The organism is Olivibacter sp. LS-1 (assembly GCF_008245145.1).
Classification (GTDB): domain Bacteria; phylum Bacteroidota; class Bacteroidia; order Sphingobacteriales; family Sphingobacteriaceae; genus Olivibacter; species Olivibacter oleidegradans.
Genome location: NZ_CP041643.1, coordinates 407,199 through 423,893, shown reverse-complemented (window position 1 = coordinate 423,893; position 16,695 = coordinate 407,199). Strand labels below are relative to the sequence as shown.

The window sequence follows — 16,695 nt, the reverse complement described above, 5'->3', positions numbered from 1 at the left end:
ATTTACATAAAATTGCTAAAACAAGCTGACAATATCCACTGACAGCTCAAAGATAGGCCCCGTCGGGTAAGGAGAGGTGTTACCCGAGGTGATTACATAGATTTAGGCGAGGCAATTAAATATAGTCATTCATTCCTTAAACTATCTACCGGATTGACAAGGGCTGCACGGGTGGCCTGCCAACTAACCGTCAGCAAAGCGATGATGATTGCCGAAGCGGCTGCTACCACAAACATCCACCATTCAATATTAATTTTATAGACAAAGTTTTCTAACCATTTATTCATCGCCCACCAGGCAACGGGCGACGCCACAATTAGGGCAATTACTACAAGCTTTATAAAATCCTTCGATAACATGGTTACTATGCCCATGGCCGTTGCACCTAACACTTTTCGTATGCCAATTTCCTTTGTGCGCTGGAAAGCAGTCAACGTAACCAAGCCAAATAAGCCAAGACAACTGATGAAGAGTGTTATCGCCATCGCTAGGTTAATAAGTTTAGCAATTTGCCTTTCTTGTTTGTACATGGCCTCGATTGTTTCATCATAAAAGGTGTATCGAAAACCTTCAGGTGGATAGAAGTTACGCCACTGATGTTCAATTGCTTTAAGCGTTGCTTGCCATTGATCCGTATTCTCTGTATCTAATTTAATATTCAATGTAGACAGGCTTGACTTGTCTGACATCATGACCAAAGGCTCTATTGAAGTATAAAAATCTTGTGTATGAAAGTCTTTCACGACACCTACAATAGCATGTTTGGTGTTGCCTAACTGATTGATCATTTTACCGAGAGCCTCTTTGGGAGAAGGAAAGCCAAAAGCCTTAACAGCGGCCTCGTTAATCACAAATTCGCTGATCGTATCAGAAGGAAGTATATTTCTTCCTGCAACGAGTTGCATTTGATAAAGTCGGAGGTACGCTGTATCTATGTTCTTTTTAAACATTTTTATCATGTTTAAGTCTTTGCCATCCACTGCAGTCTGGAAAGGACTGGACGAATACCCGGAGGAAAGGGGCGGGATACCTAAGGCTACAGATTTGATGCCTGGTTGTTTGCGTAGTTCAGAGAACAACGTAAATTGCTTATTGCTATAACGAGCATCACCAAGATATTTCCAGGGTATATCAATCAGCACGATGGCTTCTTTATTAAATCCCATGTCTGCTTTCAACGTATGGCGCAATTGTGCGCCGACAATAATGGTACAGATAATAAACACCATGGCAATGGCAAACTGAAATATAATTAATGCCTGTTGTAAGCTGAATCGCGAGCCCGAGCGGATCACAGTGAAGGAATTTTTAAACACTTCCACTGTTTTTACCCTCGTGATAAGCCAGCTTGGATAAAGGCCCGCTAAACATGTTATTAGTATTATAATGATGCATACGAATAGCGGGAATACATGAGGTTCGCCGCTAAAGGTAACTCCTGTAGGAATAAGCTCCTTTAATATTGAAAATCCGATTTTGCCGAAAGCAAACGCCAATATCGACGCTATAAATGTAGTCAACAGCGTTTCCACTAAAAATTGGTTCATCAAATGCCATTTACTGCTTCCCAAGGTCTTTCGCACGCCTATTTCCTTTCCCCGTTGCGGCATTTGGGCAACGCTTGTATTGATATAGTTGATGCAGGCAAGTATCAATAAAAAAACACCGATGCCTACTAGTCCAAACATGACCGGTTTACTGGTTTTACTAATACCATAATCGCTTACATCAGTTGCAAAATGCACCTCTTGTATAGGTAATAATTCATACGATTTGGTTTTCTTTAATTCACTTCCCCGTTCATCTGCAAAAGCTTTCCAATGTCTTTTATCAAGCTCGTTAATCTGCTTGAGCTTGGCGATTGCATTTGCATCTTTTTTGAATTGTAGATAAAGACGATCACCTCCATTTGTGTTTGTCCACATGTAGCTTTCATAAACTTTTCCAGGCAGGGCAATCATTTCCTCCGCGATAAATTCGGAAGGTTTATTAAAATCGGATACGATGCCGGTTACCGTTCGTTGTACAGTATCCCGCCCATAATAAGTAATCGTTTGATGTAACATATCTTCCGGTTTTGCATTTGGAAAATATTCCTTTGCACGACGCTCGGTAAGGACAACACTTTTTGGATCTGTTAAGGCCGTTACTTTGTCGCCTACTAACCAATTATAGGGCAACATTTGAAAGTATTGGTTATTCGTTGCTGCGACATGCTGTGGGTCCTCTAATGTAAACTTTTCTCCATTCCGCTGCGTTTCCGCGCGGTTAATTCCCTGAAAGAATACGGGAACTACGTGCTCCAATCCGGTAATTTCTTCCTGGATTCCTTGGTATAAGGGTGCCGCCACGCCCCCCATTTTTGAAGTTTTATCTTCAGAAACGAAAGAGGAAATAACTTTGTAGATATGTTCCTTGTTAGGGAGTTGTGCATCATAGCTGAATTCGTAACCAATAATACGATATATAATCCAGCAAGCGGAGATGCTGATACACAGGCCGAAAACATTTAAAGTAGTAAAAAGGCGATTGCGCCATAAATGGCGCAGGGCAATTTTCAGGGTATTATTGATCATTTTACAAATAAATCTGCCTACTGGTTCAACACCATCGCATTAAAAGTAGGGGTGTAACCGATACCTACCAAGAAGCTTGCCACCTTTAAAAGCGCTTTTTTTTGTGTTTGCTAACGATTTTAATTCTCTATCACTGTTCGATTATGAACACTGGCGTTCGAAAATGATCATAATTTAAATTTGGAGTAGTTAATCACAGTCTTCTATATTCCGTACGTAAAGCACCGATAGACCATTCGATATTTCCGTTTTTCAATCGACGTATCGTATTGGGATTACCCATGTAAAACCATTCAAAAAAACGCTTATTATAGCGTATTTCAGTGCTATCGAGTTTTGTTTTAAGAAAGTACTGGTCGTCTTGCTTCGAAATTTCAATGGAATCCGGATTGGTTGTTTTTATGTCAATCCACTTACCTACGAAGAAGCTTGGATCATAAAATTCGTTTATCTTTTTTTTGCGCTCAGTTGCCACCGCTTCAGATATTTTGGAAAGTTCGTTTGACATACCGGCGATATCTATTTGCAGGCGCTTGCTTTCACTTAGATAAAGTGCTTTCACATCGACCAAATTACCGGTAGGCATCGGTAGTTTGGCAAGGATAGATTTTCCCTCCCGATCAAACATAGCCGGTAATTCAGTCTGCTCACCATTAACATTCATCACGATATAAAGCTTCCCATTTTTTTGCTTAATTTCTGTCGGTATCGCCAACTCATCGCCCGGGTCTAGCCAAAAGCCTATATATTTTTCCGGATCCTTGCCGTTCGAACAGGCGGCGTGAAAAAAAATAATCAACGATAAAAGATGGAAGATAAACAATTTGTGTGATGCCATTAGTGCTCGGTTTATATGTTCTACTGAAGTAACGCGCTACTTAGCAAACGGTTTTTAAAATTGCCATAAATGCCTTCCAACAATAAAATGATACATGCGATAACGTTATTGGAGTTCTACAAATGTTCTCTTTTTGAAAAGCTCGAAAACGGAGGGAGCGCCCATAAAGAACCAGATAGCGAGCACCGGATCGCATACGGCACACCCTGCTGATGAGCTTGGTGATATAGGGACAATGGGATTCCGTAAAAATGATGGAGCAAGTCGTAAACAGTATGAACTAGCCATCCAACAGCAATGTAATTGTAATTCTTAAGTCCTTTATATGACAGAAAAATCATGACGATACGTAATGGAAATTCAAGAAGGCCCAAGCCCCCGCTCCAATAAGTGGCGCCAGCGATTCTTACGCATGTACATTGTAATAGACAGCCTTAAAACAAGCCTCATTAAAGAGTGTTATCTTTGTGTTATGGTATTTCATCCCGCAGGCGAAGATCCCATTAAGGTGCCACGTTTTGAAGAGGCGGCCGGCTTTTATACTACGAAGCAGCGTAGTTACAACATGTCGCGTGTGAAAGGCAAAAACTCTAAACCGGAGTTGACGCTGCGTCGTGCGCTTTGGGCCAAAAATCTGCGGTTTAGATTACATGATAAGGCCTTACCCGGCAAACCCGATATCGTTATAAAAAAATACAAATTGGCAATTTTTGTTGACGGTGAATTTTGGCATGGTTATAACTGGGAAAAGAACAAACATCAAATTAAAAGCAACAAGGCATTCTGGATACCCAAAATTGAACGTAACATGCAGAAAGACCGTATCAATCATGAAAAGCTTAGAGAAATGGGCTATACTGTCTTTCGTTTTTGGTCAGACGAGGTGAAAAGAAATCTACCACGGGTTGTCAATCAGATTATGCTTTATGTAGAAACGGCCAGAGAGATTAAAATACCTTGATCCGAGTAATTCAATTTATGAGTTTACGGTTACAAGACGCAGATGGTATTCCTCGCGGATTTTAATCTTAGTGATACCAATTTAAAAAGATAAACGTTAAAATAATATATTAAATATTTATATGTACTTGTTTCGAACCCCGGCATTAGCTGGGGTTTATTTTGTTTAGGTCTAATATTTGCCCTCTAAATCAAATTAGATCCTAAGCGAACCACGAAAACCCCTAGCAGCATAATAAGAGTCGGCACCATTGTGATATACAAAGACATGGTCATACCGACGATCGCAAAAAAGAGCACCGCCAAGTTTTCGAATATTTTCGGGTGTTATTATCCAGCTGGATGTCTTCATGTCGAACTTTCCAAGCTCCTGTAAGGAGCGATACTGTTCTTCCGTTAACATTTCAATACCCATTTCAGCAGCCATATCCATCGCGCTATTTTTCGGTTTATGTTCTTTTCTTGAATCCAGTGCGACGCGGTCATAGCAAATGCTTCGACGCCCCTTTGGGCTTTCCGCTGAACAATCAAAAAAGATGTATTCATCTGTAGTTTGATCTAAGCCGACAACGTCCGGTTCACCTTCAGTCACTTCCATTTCATGTAGAGACCAGAGCTTTTCAGGATTTCCCTCCAATCGTGCCTGTATTTTTGTCCAGTCAAGATTCTTATGACGTTGCATATTTTTTTCAAAGCGCATTTTCAATGTCTTGAATAGCTCTTCAGATTGCTCTTTAGACAACCTCTTTGTATTATTTGCCATATTATTTTTGCTTTGTTATTCAGTTCAATTAAGATGATTTAGTTTACGACTTCAGAAAGCATCAAACCAACATATTAATCGTTTAATCCTTTTCCCTCCAGTATTAGTGGTATACACTTTTCAATCCTCGCTTCTCTTGTCTTCGCCTGTTTAGGCTGAGAAAAATGAAAGATATAGGCTCTTTGCCGGCCTGGCGTCAATGCTTCAAATGCAGCTTTCAAAACCGGTGTTTTATTTAGCTTATGCAGAAATTCGTCCGGGATTGTAAAATCCGCAGTCTTTTTGAAATTTACTTTCAATCCTGCTTTTTCTACTTCAATCGCTTCATAGATGTAAGCCTTTATGAGGGCTTCCATCTCGATTATCTGTTGCACATGCGTGAATCGGATTTGGCGCGCTGCCTGCACATTTTCTGTTTGCTGAATTAAGATGCCGTTGATGTCCTGCAAGAGAGCTCCTTTGAAAAACAGAAGGGCGCAATATTCTTTAAATCCGTGGATTAAAACGATGTTTCTTTCTTGGTTATCAGGAGAAGTGTTTCGGAACGTGTAACAAGGATTACCCCACTTCAGTTCTTCGCTTAGCTGACAGTCAAGTATAATCGTTCTTAGTCTTTTAAATGCGTTTTGCCACTTTTGTTCCTCATTGAAGAAGAAATCAACTTTAGGATTCATGTTTTTTTTAGTTTTTTAATAGTCTGCGGTAGCATACTAGGTCTATTCGATTATCGGTTAGCTGTGACAAGCGTTCTCTCCGCCGGTCTGAAATACCAAGATATTACCGTTAAAACTAAAAGAAGTAGCGGCGGAAATATTTCTTTCACCGGATCGCCGGATGCTATGTGAGAAAATATCGCTCCCGACATAGCAAAGAAAAAACCTGCATAAGCCCATTCCTTTAATAAAGCAAATTTAGGAATAAGCACCGTTACAACACCTAAAATTTTCCAAATACCTATTATTGTTAATAAATAGATCGGATAGCCTAAATGTAATGTCACATCGACCTCCTCTTTTATTTTTATTAATTGGACAATTCCGGTCGAAAGCATTCCCAATGAAAGCCAAAGTGTAGCAATCCAATAAGTAATTTTTCGTGCTTTGCCAGCGGAGCGATTTAGCATATTCATCTTTCTTGTTTTAATTTGTTTACCATGTTTTGTAGACGGTTATGTGCCATGTTAATGCCTTGGGCAAAAGGTAACTTTAGCATTTCGTCGCGAAGAGCTACCGATCTAAATATTGTGTGTATCGTGAGTTTGCTTGTGTCGACCGTAAGTTGTTCAAATTCCAGAAACTCAAGTTGAACGTCAAAAGGTGCATTTTCCATTTCGAATGTCCGTATGATTTTTTGGTTTGGAATAAACGCGTGGATTGTTCCGTTGGCCCGAAAAAGAACGTTTCCCTGCTCATCTCTCGTTTCGAATTGCCAACTACCATGCTTTTTACCTTCAAGCTTTAATACATTCGTTCCCATCCACTGTTTAACAATTTCAGGCTCTACATGAGCCTTAAAAAGAAGTTCTAGAGGTAAATCAAATTCTCTCGTAATCATTAATTCCTGCTTACCATCTACGGCATGCACCTGCGTCTTATATTTCATAATTCTTATTGATCTATTTTGTAGTTTTTCATAATATGCTCGAGCTTGTCGAATCGATCCTCCCATAATTGCCTGAATTGTTCAATAAAATCCGCAATTTCTTTCATCTTTCGAGGGTTTAAGTGATAGTAAATCTCTCTTCCATTTTGCTCTTGAGCAAGCAATTCGCACGCTGTAAGTATTTGAAGATGTTTGGAAACGGTCGGCCTGGCGGTATCAAAGTTGGAAGCGATGGTGCCTGCAGTCATCGATTGCGAAGCAAGCAATAAAAGTATAGCCCTTCTGGTTGGATCAGCTATGGCTTGGAATACGTCTCTTCTTAAGTTCATCATGTAGCTATTTGACTACAAATATATGTGTAGTTATTTAGCTACGCAATTTTTTTTAAAAGAAATTCTCAATTATCTTTTAGCCGGTACTGCACACCTAGGCCCTAATGCAGGGAATATCCTTTAGTATTGATCAGTTGCCACGAGTGAAGTGGTTGGATAAACCGGAGGTAGGGAAATAAGGGACAGAATTCATTCTTATATCTTCAATTTCGCCGACCATAACACCATGCGTTTTTCCCGTTTCCTGTTTAATGTTTTTCCATTCTTCATCTGCCATGAATTTACTCCAAGAGCTTTCCATCGTTTGCGTATCAGGCCATTCTAATAAATAGATAAATTTAGTTTTATCATCAGTTTTAGCTTCCCACATACCTAAAATATGAAAGTTATAAGACTTCATGATACGCAGCGCATGATCGTTAAATCTTTTATGAAATGCGTCTTTATTATGATCAAAAATCTCATAGATTCTTAATTGATGAATCTTTTTTGATGTTGTTTGCTCGGGTTGCTGGGCGTAGCCCGTTGCCGTAAAAAGAATCAGCGTAAAAAAAATTAAGAAGTTCATAAAGTCACTTTTTGATACATGAAAGATACAAATTGTAGGCGAGTATAAATTATTTTATTGTTTCGCTTTTCGCTTTTTCATAATCATAGAACCACTTCACTCCTTTATCCCATGCTTCGGCGCCTACACGCTTAAACCACGATTCATATTGTTGTTTTAAGCGCCCGGCCACTTCCGGTTCTTCCAATATCAAGTTGTGCAATTCGGTGCGGTCGGCTTGTAGATCATAGAGTTGCCATGTTTCAGGCCACTCGGCAACAAGCTTCCATCTGCCATCTAGTACAGCCTTATTCCCTTCGTGTTCCCAAAAGATGGGCTGCGATCTTTTAAGTCTTTGACCAGCTAAGATAGGTTTTAAACTAATCCCTTCAGGCGGTAAAATTGCCTTTCCTTTCCAGCTGTTCGGGTAGTCGGCCCTGCCGATCTCAGCGAGCGTTGCTAGTATGTCTACAATATGCGCAGATTGCCGCTCAAACGCTCCATTTCGCGAGGTAGGAATGCCATTTGGCCAGGAAATAATGGCAGGAGAAGAAATCCCTCCCTCATGGGTATGATGCTTATATGACCAAAATGGTGTACAGGCAGCTTCCGCCCACCCTTGTCCTAAAAACACGGTCGACTGTGAGGATCCAGGATCAGGGCCTTCGTACTTAGCTTCATAGCCCGGTTCTGCGTTTCCTCCATTATCGGATATAAAAAGAATCAGTGTGTTGTCCAATACACCCCTTTTTTCCAGTCCCGATACCAAATCACCAATACTTTTATCAAGATGCGTTATTACAGCGGCGTAAATAGCCATGATGTGATCATACTTTTCTTTTTCTTTCTTACTGAGGGTTTCCCATTTAGGTACATTAGGGTTGAATGGTGGCAATTTCCAAGACGGATCAATCAGCCCAAGTTTCTTTTGTTTTTCATAGCGTTCCCGTCGTAATGCATCCCAACCTTTCATATATTTACCTTTAAATTTTTCAATTTCAGCAGCCGGAGCCTGTAATGGAAAGTGGGGAGCATTGTGCGCCAGATATAATAAGAAGGGCTTTTTTTCTGAAATAGCTTCATCAATGAAGCGCAATCCATAGTCTGTCCATAAGTCGGTTGAGTACCAGTTCTTAGGTAATTCTTTAGCGTTATTGTCTAATGCACGGCCATTTAAAAAAAGTTTTGCGTTCTTTCCGTTACCGTAGTAAAAACCACCTGCCGGTGCATTCAGTGAACGATCGAAGCCTCTCTTCCAGGGAACTACGCCATGAGGCTGGCCGACATGCCATTTGCCGGTCATAGCGGTAAAATAGCCTGCGTTTTTCAATAATTCGGCGATGGTGATTGTGTGATCATTCAGCTGTCCGCGATATCCCGGATGTTCAGGCCCTTTGTCGTCCATCATGTGCCCAATACCGGCTTGGTGAGCGTAAACGCCTGTAAGCAAAGTCGCACGAGAAGGGCAACAGCGAGCAGTATTATAGAAATTGGTAAAGCGGATACCTCGTTTAGCTAAATTATCCAGGTTTGGTGTTGGAATTTCACTTCCATAACACCCTAAGTCGGCATATCCTAAATCGTCTGCCAAGATCACAATAATATTCGGACGATCTTGCGCAAGCGTTCTAAAATAAGATAGCAAAAAAGTCAAGACAAGAAGTGGTATTATATGATTTATTTTCGGTTTTCTTTTCATGTTATTTGTGGCTTTTGAGGCATTCGTGATACTTACTACTATAGCCGATGAAACTTATTTGCAGGTAAAAATAATAAATACACCTACATGAAATTACGAAAGAAAGATACTTATTATGTGAATAAATTGTACCGATTTCTTTGAAAGGCCATTGATGTCAACAGTTAATGGAGATCATGCGTCTTTGTTAAAGATCAACGTTCTCTTATTAAAGCGTTAAATCCGGCCTTATGGGTATCCGCTCTTTTTTTATTTTTTTTGATCCCGTATTTTAGCAAAGCAAAGTTTAGAATATGAATTATCGGACAATAGCGCCGCCGCCATCGTTAGCACGATATATTAGTTGCCTATGGTCTTTGGAAGCACCCGTCGATGATATGTCACAAAGGGTATTTACGGTTATGTCCAGTGGCTTTCCCGGACTCATTTTTCAGCGAGATCCCGCCGTATTTACTGGTTTTGGAGGGGAGCGATTACCACAGTTGTTTATTTTTGGCCAAGCAACGCACTATGGAAATTTACAAGCGAAAGGGCGTATTCAGCTAAGCGGTATAAATTTTCGACCGACGGCCCTTAAAAGTTTATTCAATCTGAATGCCAACGAGCTAAGGGACGAGCATATAAATATTCATGATCTGATTAAAACCTCTTTGACCGAACAGTTGCTCCATGCTGATTCGCTGGAAGAACAAGCAAATTGTCTTTTTACCTGTTTTAACAGGCTTGCGGGTCGTCGTCAAGATTCGGGTACAATGCTGACCTATGCCATAGAGATATTGCAGAGAGGGGGTAACATTCCTCATCTTTTGAACAAGCTTAACCTATCTGAACGTTCATTGGAACGCCTTTTTCAAAGCTATATTGGCATTAGTCCAAAGTTATACATCCGTATAATGCGTTTCCAACGATCAATTACATTGTTGAAAGAGCGCAGCGGTGCTTCATTAACAGATATTGCGTATTCGCTTGACTATTTCGACCAATCCCATTTTATTCACGATTTTAAACGGTTTTCGGGAGTAAGCCCCAAGATATATAAAAGAGATGCTGCGGAACGTATGCCGGGCTTTCCCGAATGGAGACCCTAAACAAGTCGTGTCGGTTTTTTACAATTTTCAAAAGTTCAGAGGCGTTATTTTTGCACGCTGTGAATTGAAAATTTAAAAGCATGAAAAATACCATTAACTGGTTGGACTTAGCTCCCATGCAGAAAGGAAAAAACATATGGAACAAAAGATAATGGAACCGGATAATACGGCGGTAAGAACCGCTTTATGGAGAGCTTTACATTTAGAAGTGGACGGAAAACCGCCTATAATAGAAGATGACCTAGGATTGAGGCTCGTTGCACCCGATGCCGGTTGGCGGGAACGACCCCACATGCATCCGGAATTTACGAAGCGTCTTCGCGCTTCAATTGTTGCCCGCGCCCGTTTCATTGAGGACTTAATCATTGACCAAAGTGCGCACGGTATTCAGCAGTATGTAATTCTTGGTGCCGGGCTCGATACCTTCGTACAACGCAGGCCGGATATTGCGTCCAAGCTTCAAGTGTTTGAGATAGACCAACCAAGTACGCTAGCATGGAAACAAAAGCGGCTTATTGATTTAGGGTATAATATACCCGATTATTTACACTTTGTACCGGTCGATTTTGAAGCCACCTCGTGGTTGGAAGAACTGCTAAAATCAAAATTTAACGCGAATAAAGCTGCCGTAGTGGTTTGTACAGGTGTAACCCTATATCTTACTAGGGAAGCTATTGTATCCACCCTGAAGCAGATCGCTTCACTCGCCACGGGCTCGCAACTTGCTATGACTTTCTATTTACCGCTAGCATTAATGGATGAGGAAGACAAACCTTTACAACAAATAGCGGAAAAGGGCGCCCGTGAAGCAGGAACACCATTTGTGAGTTTTTTTGCACCACATGAGGTGTTGGCCTTAGCTAAGGAAGCAGGTTTTAAGGAGGCGCGGGTATTTTCTACTAAAGAGATGGAGCAAACCTATTTCAAAGACAGAGCTGATCAGCTTTTGCCTGCGAGTGGAGAAGTGTTTTTATTGGCAGCAACTTAACACGATTAAGACCGGGCCGTGCTTGGCCGTTTATCTCCGAATACTAAAGCAAGGGTAACAATTCCAATTAAAAAAAAGGAGGCAATCAATGGGAATACCGTGTTGGCCAGCAGATTGCTTATAAACGAGCCCAAGGCCGCCCCAATGAAAAAGAATGAAGTTCCATATATAGCCGATGCCATTCCTGCCCTGTCGCCCATTGGTTCCATTGCCAATGCACTACTGTTTGGTTCAACTGCTAAATTAAGGCCAACCAATAAAGCAATGGCAATAAAAAATAAAGTCATCTGTGGCGGATCTCCCCAAGCAAAGGTGCAGGCAAGCAATAATGCTCCTACGAGGCTGTAAACAATCAACAGCCCTCGTATGGTTCGTCTTGCGCCAAACTTAGATGAAAGCCGTGAATTAGTAAGTGCTGATAAGGCAGCAATAAAACCAACGCTTGCAAAGATCCATGCAAATAGTTCCGGTCTTCCGTATATTTCTCCCAAAATATGTTCAGAGCTAGAAACCCAAGAACTTAAACCTGTGAAAAGAAACGTGGTAACTGCTGTATATCTTAGAAATACGCTATTGCTAAGAATGGATCGTATGGATTGACTGATAGTGTTCCAGTTCAGTTTACTGCGTTTCTCAAGCGGCAGCGACTCTTCCATCCGCAATGACCAAACAAATACTACAACCGCAAATAAGGGTGGTGTTAAGAATACGGCACGCCAAGTCGAAAAAGATAGAATCGCCAGACCTAAGAAGGGAGCAAAAACAGGTGTGAACAAAAATATGGTGAAGATCAGCGATAAGATGCTAGCCATTTTATCGCCAACAAACCGGTCCCTCACACCGGCGATCGCGGTCATAAAAACAGCTGATGCTCCCATTCCGGCTATAAAGCGGGCGACTAACATAATGCTTAGGCTGGGTGCATAAGTTGCAGCAATGCCGCCGATAATATATAGAGGAAATCCAATTCGCAAAATAATTAATCTGCCAAAACGATCAGAAAGTGCACCGAAAACGAGTTGTGCAATCTGCCCCATAAAAAAGAATACTATTATTTGCGCCGTGGCGTTTGATTCCGCAGCGAGGCCAAAATGTTTCCGAATTTCACTAAATGCGGGCAGCATAATATCAATTCCCAAGGCGGTAAGCATCATCGTGCAAGCGGAGAGTGCAATAAATTCAGCCGATTTCATTTTCATAGACTAAAGGGACTAAGTCGTTCATTTGTTTTTTTACAAATGTTCTTTTAAAATTCGTTTGTCAATGTACAAAACTACTAGCCTACGGTCGATTATAACGGGTGTGAATTAGACATTGTTGGAGGTTGATTTGGACAGGTCCCAGCGTACCAACCGCATGAATATCCGTTGCCTTTCGGTAAAGGGAAGATCCTATGGGCTCCGAGATAGAACTTTTTTTGTGTTATTATCATTTGGGAGCTACTTTATTTTCAAGTAAACTCATCAGATCCTCTAAAACTGCTTGATAAATATTTCTTTTGAGTTCGTTGGGTTCCAACTCAATCAGGCGTTGGTATTTTTTTATGAGCATGGATACTTTAAGTTCTTTCATGAGGTAACCGATAAGTGACTTACAAAGTTATGGAAATATATTAATCCTTATAATCATTTTTGGTGCGATGGATCGTTTCTCCATTTGTAATTACTAGGTTAACGGCCATGAAAATAGTTGCCTTTGATGTAGTACTAGAGATCAAAATAAATACGATTACCGGCCGCATGGATCGATGTAGGGTTAATAACGCAAAAGCCCCTCTTTCGAGGAGCTTTATAACTAGTAAAAACAAAATTTATTGTTAATAATTAACCGTCAAGTTGATGTATTGTTTTTAGTTCTACAAAAAAATCTTAAAACTATAAAGGAAATAGCGAATCTGTTTCTTTATTGGGTTTTTTGTTTTAATCTGCTCACAAATTTTATGTGCCTGCTTTGCGGATTTGTGATATTGAGGCGAAATCAAATGAAAGTTTCAGCATTTTTTCTCAAAAACAGGAAATTTCCTGTGTTAATTTAGGTATTAATCCTTCTGTTACTTTTTACTTTATTTCTCACCTTTGTGCTACTGAAATAAAAGCATACCTATGGACAAACATTATGGCGAAATTATCGAAATGGTAATTAGGCGCAACGGTTACAGTATTAGTGAGTTAAGTCGTTTGATGAAAGTGAATAGAAGATCAATTTATAACTGGTTCGGGCAACCACGAGTTAAATCAGAGATTATTTTCAAGATCGGTGTAACACTACGCCACGATTTTTCGCGGGAATTCCCCGAGCTTTTCAACTCCGAAGATTTTCAAATGGAGTTCGAACGCAAAAAAGAAGTGTTCCACGATTCTATCCAACATGTGGAGGAGGTATCGTATTGGAAAGATAAATATATTTCGTTACTTGAGGAGTATAATACTGCATTAGCTCGTCAATCACAGCGATACGGTATATCTGCTGCGATGGCATAGCATCAAACCTAATAGATAGGAAAGGCGGCTTAGGTCGCCTTTCTTTTTTTTGAGAGGATTTATTCTTGTAACACACCTAAATAAAATAAAAGAGATTTACGCAATTCCAACTTCTTTCCAGTTTCCCTTTCTAAGCTTGCCATTAAACAAAGGAACATTGGATGATAAAATGGATACTATTGATGTTGCTGCTTGCGACTACCAAAAACAGCTGTGCCCAAGTGGAGTCAGGTACATTACCGCTAAAGCTAAAGCATGCCGAACCACTTTATATGGATTTAATACGTGATCTCGGCGCTCACAAAGGAGAAAAAGAGATTAACATCGGTTTGAGTTACGGAATGAACGGGAGATACAAGGAAATGGGAGGGTTTGCGGAGTTCGAATTCGCTGTCGCAAATCGATGGGGAATGGAGGTGGAAACTGATTTTTCGTTTTATAAAGGAAATCATTCGGATCCGTTGGCAAATGTTCCGAGTAATCGGATAGAAGGGCTTAAGTGGGCGAACCAGTATACCTTTTTGGTGTCTGAAGATTGGCAAACTTCCATGGCATTTGCTTTTATACATGAATTTCGTTTTCACTCTTTTTATTCTATTCGCCATCGACACCAATTAATGAAAGGAGTCTCAGAGAATCCAATACTAATCATAGCAAGACGATGGGGAAAACATGTCCACTCCTTATTGTACACCGGACCCGAGTGGATGTTTTCTTCCAGTAAAGGGGACAATTACATAGGATATCAATTACATACAAGTATCCATTATGTATGGGATGGAGGATATTTTTTGGGAATAGAATGTAACCAGGAAAAGAATGTGGCCGGATGGCATAGTGTACTGCATCCACAGCTAAAGCTGGCATTAAACGATGCAGTATCTGTCGGCCTCGTAATAGGAGTGCCATTAAGGAATACAACTGAAAGGGCTGGTTTCATGACACGATTGATTTTGGAACTCTAGTGAAGTAAAGTTCGTCTTGAATCTCGTTACGTCAACGCAGAATGACAATTTTGGCTTATCCATTCAAAGGATATAGAATTGATAACACCTAAAAGTAAAAACCTAACAAATTATTCCATTGCAGGATACTTTTAAATATATTAGAGGCATAAGTATAATTCCGGGCAAGGCATAATAAAAACGAATAGAAATGTGGAATCAAACAAAAATCACCGAATTGTTTGGTATTAAATACCCGATTTTACTCGGTCCAATGGGAGGAGGGTTTTCAACACCCGAATTATTGGCAGCTGTTTCTAATGCGGGCGGTTTAGGTAGCTTTGGTGCTTACACGTTAACGCCTCAAGAGATAAGGGAAGCGGATAAAGCTATTCGCCGGTTAACTGATAAACCTTATAACTTTAATTTATGGGTATCAGATGTTGATGAACGGCTGACGGACTATTCCGTGAAAAAGGTGGAACAGGTGAAGCAACAATTCAAGCCCTATTTCGATGAACTAAGCATTCCCATGCCAGACTTATCCACAGATATCCCATCCAAATTCGAAAGTCAGGTTGAGGTTATATTCGAAATTAAGCCGACAGTATTCAGCTTTATATTCGGTGCGCCATCATCTGAAATCCTTCGAGAATGTAAACGACTGAATATTCGAACAGTGGGTGCTGCCACAACGCTTGATGAAGCACTTCTGTTAGAAGAAGCAGGAGTTGATGCCCTCGTGGCTGCCGGCTTTGAAGCAGGTGGGCATCGACCTTCTTTTCTTCGCTCGCCTCAGGAGTCGTTTACCGGATTGTTCGCCCTTCTACAGCAACTGAAGTCCAAGGTTAAAATTCCAATCATTGCAGCGGGGGGGATATCCAATGGGAAGGGGATTGCAGCGGCATTCAATTTGGGAGCTGATGCCGTACAGTTGGGCACAGCCTTCGTTGCTTGCGAAGAGTGTAACGCAACCGCGACGCATCGTGCTAAGCTTTTTTCAGACGAGAGTAGATATACCGTTGTCTCGAAATCGCTTACCGGAAGAATGGGTAGGATGATCAAAAATCGTATCGCTGACGAAATCCCCTTTGAGCAAGAGGTACTGCCATTTCCCTTACATACAAAATTGTTGGCACCGTTAAAAAAAGCTGCGTTAGAGCAGGGAAAAACAGATTTAGTAAACTTTTGGGCAGGCCAGCACGCACAAAGCTTTATTCATCGTAATGCAGCCGGATTAATGGAATCCTTAGTTCAAGAAGCATCCATTTTATTAGCTTGATACCTTATGTTGTTGCATCTGCTTGACAGGGCTTTATTAGCGCCCTGTCATTTCTTCGTAGGTTGGTCCGTAAAGGCCTGGCACCTTATTGCCGGTGGCACGAAGATAAACAATCAATTCGCCACGGTGATGATAAATATGATTAAAAAGAAAATTTCGCGCTACAATACCTCGCGGCATCGGTCCAAGTACCGTACGTTCGCCCACTTTCATGGTCCACGGGTCTTGCAAGTTTTCTTCCTTTATCGACTTCAATGCCGCCCGTGCCCTTTCCACATTTTCTTCAAAAAGTTCAATAGTTGCTTTGATATCAACCGCCTCTCCGCGTTCAAGGTGATCTGCCGCTAAGTCGTACACATCTTGTGTAAGTGTACCCACATACCAGTAATATATGGTAGCGATATGTTGCGCGAGCTCGCCCATTGTCCATGAAATGGTAGAAGGTTTGTAATTAATATCTCTTTCCGGTACAGCTTGTAATAGTTTTCTAGTACTGTTTACTTCGTATTCAAATTCAGCAATTAGGGATTCTAGTATCATAATCGGTTGTTTTCACAAACTTAACTAAATTGCATTTTTTTTACAAGTCTTATTCT

At 40.7% G+C, this 16,695-nt stretch carries 18 protein-coding genes and 1 pseudogene; 6 read left to right on the top strand and 13 right to left on the bottom strand.

Features of this window, described 5'->3' with window-relative positions:
- Positions 1–125: 125 nt before the first annotated feature.
- The 3 genes and pseudogenes from FKG96_RS01805 to FKG96_RS27155 all read right to left on the bottom strand — a co-directional run bounded on the left by FKG96_RS01805 (position 126) and on the right by FKG96_RS27155 (position 3,788).
- The gene (locus FKG96_RS01805) at positions 126–2,576 is read right to left on the bottom strand and encodes an FtsX-like permease family protein (RefSeq protein ID WP_149105099.1); all 2,451 of its coding nucleotides are present in this window, start codon (positions 2,574–2,576) and stop codon (positions 126–128) included.
- 193 nt (positions 2,577–2,769) lie between these two features.
- Positions 2,770–3,414 (bottom strand): hypothetical protein, encoded by a 645-nt coding sequence (locus FKG96_RS01800; protein ID WP_149105098.1) that lies wholly within the window; start codon positions 3,412–3,414, stop codon positions 2,770–2,772.
- A gap of 105 nt (positions 3,415–3,519) precedes the next feature.
- Positions 3,520–3,788 (bottom strand): annotated as a pseudogene (locus FKG96_RS27155) (DUF6010 family protein).
- Here FKG96_RS27155 and FKG96_RS01790 point away from each other — a divergent pair.
- On the top strand, positions 3,767–4,375 hold the full coding sequence (locus FKG96_RS01790; protein ID WP_246860240.1) for a very short patch repair endonuclease: 609 nt from the start codon (positions 3,767–3,769) through the stop codon (positions 4,373–4,375). The pseudogene FKG96_RS27155 and the gene FKG96_RS01790 sit on opposite strands and share 22 nt — an antisense overlap.
- Positions 4,376–4,570: 195 nt before the next feature.
- Here the strand turns inward: FKG96_RS01790 and FKG96_RS01785 are convergent, their stop codons facing one another.
- The 7 genes from FKG96_RS01785 to FKG96_RS01755 form a co-directional block, all read right to left on the bottom strand.
- A complete protein-coding gene (locus FKG96_RS01785; protein WP_130854868.1) occupies positions 4,571–5,137 on the bottom strand; it encodes a DUF4256 domain-containing protein in 567 nt (188 codons plus the stop codon).
- Between the two features lie 74 nt (positions 5,138–5,211).
- Entirely contained in the window at positions 5,212–5,811 is a 600-nt protein-coding gene (locus FKG96_RS01780; protein WP_013664262.1) for a YdeI family protein, read from the bottom strand.
- Positions 5,812–5,861: 50 nt separating this feature from the next.
- Entirely contained in the window at positions 5,862–6,266 is a 405-nt protein-coding gene (locus FKG96_RS01775; protein ID WP_149105096.1) for a DoxX family protein, read from the bottom strand.
- On the bottom strand, positions 6,263–6,739 hold the full coding sequence (locus FKG96_RS01770) for an SRPBCC domain-containing protein (protein WP_041387097.1): 477 nt from the start codon (positions 6,737–6,739) through the stop codon (positions 6,263–6,265). The genes FKG96_RS01775 and FKG96_RS01770 overlap by 4 nt, the downstream gene beginning before the upstream one ends.
- Before the next feature lie 5 nt (positions 6,740–6,744).
- Entirely contained in the window at positions 6,745–7,068 is a 324-nt protein-coding gene (locus FKG96_RS01765; RefSeq protein ID WP_041387956.1) for a helix-turn-helix transcriptional regulator, read from the bottom strand.
- Positions 7,069–7,201: 133 nt separating this feature from the next.
- Positions 7,202–7,639, bottom strand: coding sequence for an NIPSNAP family protein (locus tag FKG96_RS01760; RefSeq protein ID WP_013664258.1), 438 nt, complete (start codon positions 7,637–7,639; stop codon positions 7,202–7,204).
- Positions 7,640–7,688: 49 nt separating this feature from the next.
- Positions 7,689–9,317: an arylsulfatase gene (locus FKG96_RS01755; RefSeq protein ID WP_246860239.1), complete on the bottom strand. Its 1,629-nt coding sequence runs from the start codon at positions 9,315–9,317 to the stop codon at positions 7,689–7,691.
- Positions 9,318–9,610: 293 nt separating this feature from the next.
- Between FKG96_RS01755 and FKG96_RS01750 the strand changes: the two genes are divergently transcribed.
- A complete protein-coding gene (locus tag FKG96_RS01750) occupies positions 9,611–10,405 on the top strand; it encodes a helix-turn-helix domain-containing protein (protein ID WP_149105095.1) in 795 nt (264 codons plus the stop codon).
- A gap of 136 nt (positions 10,406–10,541) precedes the next feature.
- Positions 10,542–11,393: a class I SAM-dependent methyltransferase gene (locus FKG96_RS01745; RefSeq protein WP_149105094.1), complete on the top strand. Its 852-nt coding sequence runs from the start codon at positions 10,542–10,544 to the stop codon at positions 11,391–11,393.
- Between the two features lie 5 nt (positions 11,394–11,398).
- Here FKG96_RS01745 and FKG96_RS01740 read toward each other — a convergent pair whose 3' ends face one another.
- Positions 11,399–12,592 (bottom strand): MFS transporter, encoded by a 1,194-nt coding sequence (locus FKG96_RS01740; protein WP_149105093.1) that lies wholly within the window; start codon positions 12,590–12,592, stop codon positions 11,399–11,401.
- A 229-nt stretch (positions 12,593–12,821) separates the two neighbouring features.
- Positions 12,822–12,965 carry a hypothetical protein gene (locus FKG96_RS26650; protein ID WP_157622183.1) on the bottom strand — a complete coding sequence of 48 codons (144 nt, stop codon included), beginning with the start codon at positions 12,963–12,965 and terminating at the stop codon, positions 12,822–12,824.
- 530 nt (positions 12,966–13,495) lie between these two features.
- Between FKG96_RS26650 and FKG96_RS01735 the strand changes: the two genes are divergently transcribed.
- The 3 genes from FKG96_RS01735 to FKG96_RS01725 all read left to right on the top strand — a co-directional run bounded on the left by FKG96_RS01735 (position 13,496) and on the right by FKG96_RS01725 (position 16,099).
- Positions 13,496–13,873, top strand: coding sequence for a hypothetical protein (locus FKG96_RS01735; protein WP_013664252.1), 378 nt, complete (start codon positions 13,496–13,498; stop codon positions 13,871–13,873).
- A gap of 161 nt (positions 13,874–14,034) precedes the next feature.
- Positions 14,035–14,838: an HAEPLYID family protein gene (locus FKG96_RS01730; RefSeq protein ID WP_130854874.1), complete on the top strand. Its 804-nt coding sequence runs from the start codon at positions 14,035–14,037 to the stop codon at positions 14,836–14,838.
- A gap of 190 nt (positions 14,839–15,028) precedes the next feature.
- Complete coding sequence (locus tag FKG96_RS01725) at positions 15,029–16,099, top strand: nitronate monooxygenase family protein (RefSeq protein ID WP_130854875.1); 1,071 nt, start codon at positions 15,029–15,031, stop codon at positions 16,097–16,099.
- A 36-nt stretch (positions 16,100–16,135) separates the two neighbouring features.
- Here FKG96_RS01725 and FKG96_RS01720 read toward each other — a convergent pair whose 3' ends face one another.
- A complete protein-coding gene (locus FKG96_RS01720; RefSeq protein WP_130854876.1) occupies positions 16,136–16,639 on the bottom strand; it encodes a DinB family protein in 504 nt (167 codons plus the stop codon).
- Between the last annotated feature and the right edge of the window lie 56 nt (positions 16,640–16,695).

Excerpts from the sequence above, each read along its gene's own strand:
- FKG96_RS01805 (WP_149105099.1), bottom strand. The coding sequence starts at position 2,576 with ATGATCAATAATACCCTGAAAATTGCCCTGCGCCATTTATGGCGCAAT.
- FKG96_RS01800 (WP_149105098.1), bottom strand. The coding sequence starts at position 3,414 with ATGGCATCACACAAATTGTTTATCTTCCATCTTTTATCGTTGATTATT.
- FKG96_RS01790 (WP_246860240.1), top strand. The coding sequence starts at position 3,767 with ATGGAAATTCAAGAAGGCCCAAGCCCCCGCTCCAATAAGTGGCGCCAG.
- FKG96_RS01785 (WP_130854868.1), bottom strand. The coding sequence starts at position 5,137 with ATGGCAAATAATACAAAGAGGTTGTCTAAAGAGCAATCTGAAGAGCTA.
- FKG96_RS01780 (WP_013664262.1), bottom strand. The coding sequence starts at position 5,811 with ATGAATCCTAAAGTTGATTTCTTCTTCAATGAGGAACAAAAGTGGCAA.
- FKG96_RS01775 (WP_149105096.1), bottom strand. The coding sequence starts at position 6,266 with ATGAATATGCTAAATCGCTCCGCTGGCAAAGCACGAAAAATTACTTAT.
- FKG96_RS01770 (WP_041387097.1), bottom strand. The coding sequence starts at position 6,739 with ATGAAATATAAGACGCAGGTGCATGCCGTAGATGGTAAGCAGGAATTA.
- FKG96_RS01765 (WP_041387956.1), bottom strand. The coding sequence starts at position 7,068 with ATGAACTTAAGAAGAGACGTATTCCAAGCCATAGCTGATCCAACCAGA.
- FKG96_RS01760 (WP_013664258.1), bottom strand. The coding sequence starts at position 7,639 with ATGAACTTCTTAATTTTTTTTACGCTGATTCTTTTTACGGCAACGGGC.
- FKG96_RS01755 (WP_246860239.1), bottom strand. The coding sequence starts at position 9,317 with ATGAAAAGAAAACCGAAAATAAATCATATAATACCACTTCTTGTCTTG.
- FKG96_RS01750 (WP_149105095.1), top strand. The coding sequence starts at position 9,611 with ATGAATTATCGGACAATAGCGCCGCCGCCATCGTTAGCACGATATATT.
- FKG96_RS01745 (WP_149105094.1), top strand. The coding sequence starts at position 10,542 with ATGGAACAAAAGATAATGGAACCGGATAATACGGCGGTAAGAACCGCT.
- FKG96_RS01740 (WP_149105093.1), bottom strand. The coding sequence starts at position 12,592 with ATGAAAATGAAATCGGCTGAATTTATTGCACTCTCCGCTTGCACGATG.
- FKG96_RS26650 (WP_157622183.1), bottom strand. The coding sequence starts at position 12,965 with ATGAAAGAACTTAAAGTATCCATGCTCATAAAAAAATACCAACGCCTG.
- FKG96_RS01735 (WP_013664252.1), top strand. The coding sequence starts at position 13,496 with ATGGACAAACATTATGGCGAAATTATCGAAATGGTAATTAGGCGCAAC.
- FKG96_RS01730 (WP_130854874.1), top strand. The coding sequence starts at position 14,035 with ATGATAAAATGGATACTATTGATGTTGCTGCTTGCGACTACCAAAAAC.
- FKG96_RS01725 (WP_130854875.1), top strand. The coding sequence starts at position 15,029 with ATGTGGAATCAAACAAAAATCACCGAATTGTTTGGTATTAAATACCCG.
- FKG96_RS01720 (WP_130854876.1), bottom strand. The coding sequence starts at position 16,639 with ATGATACTAGAATCCCTAATTGCTGAATTTGAATACGAAGTAAACAGT.